A 3,930-nucleotide genomic window follows, 5' to 3' on the forward strand; every position below is an offset into this window, starting at 1 on the left:
GATCGAGGCTGTTCATGATGCTTTCACTGTGCGGCGCTCAATGCCAATGGCCGGAATATAGGTCAAGCGCCACGTATGCGCCAGCTTGCGGCCCAGGACGAGATTCCGGGCAATTTCAGGGCCTGGAGGCCGCTGTTTCAAATTCTAAACGAAATCCTAACCGGGCGTTCACGATCCTTACCTAGTGATTAGGGTTCGCTTAGGCAATTTTTAAAGCTGTGGCGGTACTGTGGCGGGGATTGGGTCTTTGAGTTTTTAGTAGAGAGTACGATGACCGATCTGGTTAGACCTAGAGTCAAGTATGTTATTGGGCCCGACGGCAGCCCTCTTACGATCGCCGATCTGCCGCCGACGAACACGCGGCGCTGGGTTATCCGGCGCAAGGCGGAAGTGGTCGCAGCGGTACGTGGCGGCCTGCTCAGCCTTGAGGAAGCCTGCCAGCGCTACAAGCTCACCACCGAAGAATTTCTCTCCTGGCAGGCATCGATCGATGAATATGGCCTTGCCGGGCTGCGCACCACGCGGATCCAGCAATACCGGCACTAGTGCGTTTCACCGTTTCATGGAAACGGCGAAGCGCACTATCTCCTTGTTTTGACGCAATTCCGGACGGAAAACCGCTCACACTTTTCCTGGAATTGCTCTAGGCCGGAGAGACGTAAAAGGAAAAGGGCGCGGAACACCGCGCCCTTTTCGATTTTGCAGAAGCCTCAGACCGTCAGCACGACCTTGCCGATCGGCCGGGTGGCGAGCAAAGCGTGGGCGGCCCCCGCCTCGTCGAGCGGAAAGGCTTTCGCCACATGCGGCACGAGCTTCCTGGCATCGACGAGCCTGGCGAGCTCGACAAGGCCCTGGCGATCGGGCACCACGGACATGCGCTCGACGCGAACACCGCGCATCTTGGCTTTCGCCCTGGTGGCGTCGTGAACGTCGAGCAGCGACACCAGGACGCCACCATCACGCACGACCTTCAGCGACTCGTCGGCATGGTCGCCGCCGATGGGGTCCAGCACAAGATCGACATTGCCGACCTGTTCGACGAAGTTGCCCTTGGTGTAGTCAACGACGTCGTCGGCGCCGAGCGAGCGGACGAAGTCGAGCTTGTCTGCGCTGGCCGTCGCGATGACATGAGCGCCGCGCGCCTTGGCGATCTGTACCGCCAGATGGCCGACGCCGCCGGCTCCGGCATGGATCAGCGCGCGCTGGCCCGCTTGCAGGCCGCCATGGCGGACAAGGCCCTGCCAGGCGGTCAGTCCAGCCAGCGGCAAGGCCGCGGCATGCGCATGGTCGATGGCGGCAGGTTTCGCGGCGATCTCGTCCGCCGGCGCCGCGGCAAGCTCGGCATAGGCTCCAGCCTGCTTGGGGAAGCGCGGCATGCCGAACACCTCGTCACCGACCCTGAAGGCGGTCACGCCGTCTCCGAGCGCCGTGACGGTCCCCGAAATGTCCCAGCCAAGGATGAAAGGCGGTTCGCCGAGCAGCGGATAGAAACCGCCGCGCACGGCGCCGTCGACCGGGTTGATGCCCGCCGCCCTGACGCGGACGAGCACTTCACCGGGCTTGAGCGCCGGGTCGGGTTGGTCGGCCACGAAAAGGACCTCGGGTCCGCCGACGGAAGTCTGGATAGCGGCACGCATGAACGCCTCCTGTTCGAGTGATTGTGCCGCTATTATTCGGATAGTAATATTCGATTGTCGAGTATGTACCTTTTCTATATATAGAGACCTCATGGATAGCGAAGACAGATCCCCATTCGGCTATGACGCGTTCCGGCGCACCTGCCCGTCGCATACGGTGCTCGAGATGCTGGCCAGCAAATGGGTCTATCTCGCCGTCTGCGCGCTGCGGCGCGGCCGGTTGCGAAATGGCGAGCTGGCGCGCAAGCTGGAAGGCATCACGCCCAAAATGCTGACCCAGACGCTGCGTGTGCTGGAGCGCGACGGCCTCGTGCGGCGCGAGGTGTTTGCGGTCATTCCGCCGCGCGTGGAGTATGAGCTGACGGAGCTTGGCCAGAACCTGGCGGGCCTGCTCAGCCAAATCCGCTCCTGGGCGGAAGAGCATGCGCCCGAAATAAAGGATGCCAGGGCCCGGGCATCGGCCGATCATGGCGAGATGGGCGCCGTGCCCTGAAGGCGGCAAGGCCGATTTTTACCGATTGCCGGTTCTGAAGATGCCGGCAGGTCTCCGGCATGACTGCGAATGCGCCCGGCGATCAGCCGATCATGGCGCTGCGGCCGCCCGTTTCGGCCTCGCGGATCTTGGTGTCCCGCGATTCCAGCATCTCGGCCTTGGACAGCTCCGCTTCAGCTTCGCCAAGTAATGATTCGGCAGCGCTTCGCTGCTGGGCGAGGTCGCTTTGTGAGTTCCTGAGGTTGTCGCGGCGCAGGCGAGCCGCCTTGGCGAAGGTCGGATAGGCGAAATGGTTGATGTCGGTGATGCCGGCTTTTTTCTCTTCGGCGATGATCTGCGCTTCCAGCTCGACGGCCATGCGCTCGAACTCGGCGATCATCATGTCCAGCTGCAGGAGCTGGCGCCGTTTCTCATTCACCTGAAACTGCTTCAGCCGAACGAGGTTTTCACGTGACTTCATGACTCGATACTCCGCAAACGCACACTTGCAATACCGCCCAGTGCGCCCGGAACGACCCAAGCGCCGCCCGTTTCCCCCGGCTTTCCCTGGGCTATGGGAAACAAAGCCCTAAAGATTTTTGCCGGCGGTAACCATTCGTTTACGGGCATTGTTAATCATACGGGCGAGGACTTAAGGCCGGGTAAAAATTCCGGCACTCGGCGGAAGCCCGGGCCAGCGAGTCTCTGGAGTCACTTAGGCTGACTTATTAATGTGGTGCATCAGCTGTTTTGGTCTGTGATTCGTTATTAGATTCAAGTGGGTGTAGAAAGGGGTTAAAAAATCTGGTATCGTGGATGGCACGAAATTAGGATTTGTTAACCAGTCGGTGGCACCTTCTGTTCAGGCAATCACTGCTGCGGGTTCCGGACGGGTCGTGACGCGGTCCGGCAGCAGAAAAGGGGAATGAAATGCGTGTTCTGCTGATTGAAGATGACAGTGCAACCGCACAGAGCATCGAACTGATGCTGAAATCGGAAAGCTTCAACGTCTATACGACCGATCTCGGCGAAGAAGGTGTCGATCTCGGCAAGCTCTACGACTACGACATCATCCTGCTGGATCTCAATCTCCCCGACATGTCGGGCTATGAAGTGCTGCGCACTCTGCGCCTCTCCAAGGTCAAGACGCCGATCCTGATCCTCTCCGGCATGGCCGGCATCGAGGACAAGGTGCGCGGCCTCGGCTTCGGTGCTGACGATTATATGACCAAGCCCTTCCACAAGGACGAACTGGTGGCGCGTATCCATGCGATCGTGCGGCGCTCCAAGGGCCATGCCCAGTCGGTCATCACCACTGGCGATCTGGTGGTCAATCTCGACGCCAAGACGGTCGAGGTCGGCGGCCAGCGCGTGCACCTGACCGGCAAGGAATATCAGATGCTGGAGCTGCTCTCGCTGCGCAAGGGCACGACGCTCACCAAGGAAATGTTCCTCAACCATCTCTATGGCGGCATGGACGAGCCGGAGCTGAAGATCATCGACGTCTTCATCTGCAAGCTGCGCAAGAAACTCGACGCGGCGTCCGGCGGCCAGAACTACATCGAGACGGTGTGGGGCCGCGGCTATGTGCTGCGCGAGCCGGAAGATATCCGCGTCAGCGCATAAGCGATCCATTTGATTTCAAACAAGAAACCCGGCCTCGGCCGGGTTTCTTGTTTGAAAATGCTCTGTTGTTTTAACGCAATTCTGGACGGAAAACCGCTCACACTTTTCCTGGAATTGCTCTTAAAGCGCGTCGCGCTGAACCGGATTCAGGCGACGCGCTTTAAGTCTTTGTTTTGATGCATGTCGTTGTCCCAG

At 59.9% G+C, this 3,930-nt stretch carries 5 protein-coding genes; 3 read left to right on the forward strand and 2 right to left on the reverse strand.

All coding sequences use genetic code 11. From position 1 onward, the window contains the following. Positions 1-270 precede the first annotated feature (270 nt). A complete protein-coding gene (locus FJ471_RS34195; RefSeq protein WP_006203587.1) occupies positions 271-546 on the forward strand; it encodes a DUF1153 domain-containing protein in 276 nt (91 codons plus the stop codon). A 164-nt stretch (positions 547-710) separates the two neighbouring features. On the opposite strand, the gene FJ471_RS34200 is transcribed toward FJ471_RS34195, so the two are convergent. After that, a complete protein-coding gene (locus FJ471_RS34200; protein ID WP_140811202.1) occupies positions 711-1,637 on the reverse strand; it encodes an NADP-dependent oxidoreductase in 927 nt (308 codons plus the stop codon). Positions 1,638-1,728: 91 nt separating this feature from the next. On the opposite strand from FJ471_RS34200, the gene FJ471_RS34205 reads away from it, so the two are divergent. After that, positions 1,729-2,130 carry a helix-turn-helix domain-containing protein gene (locus FJ471_RS34205; RefSeq protein ID WP_140811204.1) on the forward strand — a complete coding sequence of 134 codons (402 nt, stop codon included), beginning with the start codon at positions 1,729-1,731 and terminating at the stop codon, positions 2,128-2,130. Positions 2,131-2,212: 82 nt separating this feature from the next. On the opposite strand, the gene FJ471_RS34210 is transcribed toward FJ471_RS34205, so the two are convergent. Continuing rightward, positions 2,213-2,590, reverse strand: a complete 378-nt coding sequence (locus FJ471_RS34210; RefSeq protein ID WP_140811206.1) for a flagellar export protein FliJ — start codon at positions 2,588-2,590, stop codon at positions 2,213-2,215. A gap of 449 nt (positions 2,591-3,039) precedes the next feature. On the opposite strand from FJ471_RS34210, the gene ctrA reads away from it, so the two are divergent. Continuing rightward, complete coding sequence (ctrA, locus tag FJ471_RS34215) at positions 3,040-3,735, forward strand: cell cycle two-component system response regulator CtrA (RefSeq protein WP_006203583.1); 696 nt, start codon at positions 3,040-3,042, stop codon at positions 3,733-3,735. Positions 3,736-3,930 lie beyond the last annotated feature (195 nt).

The organism is Mesorhizobium sp. B2-7-1, from assembly GCF_006440735.1.
Classification (GTDB): Bacteria; Pseudomonadota; Alphaproteobacteria; order Rhizobiales; family Rhizobiaceae; genus Mesorhizobium.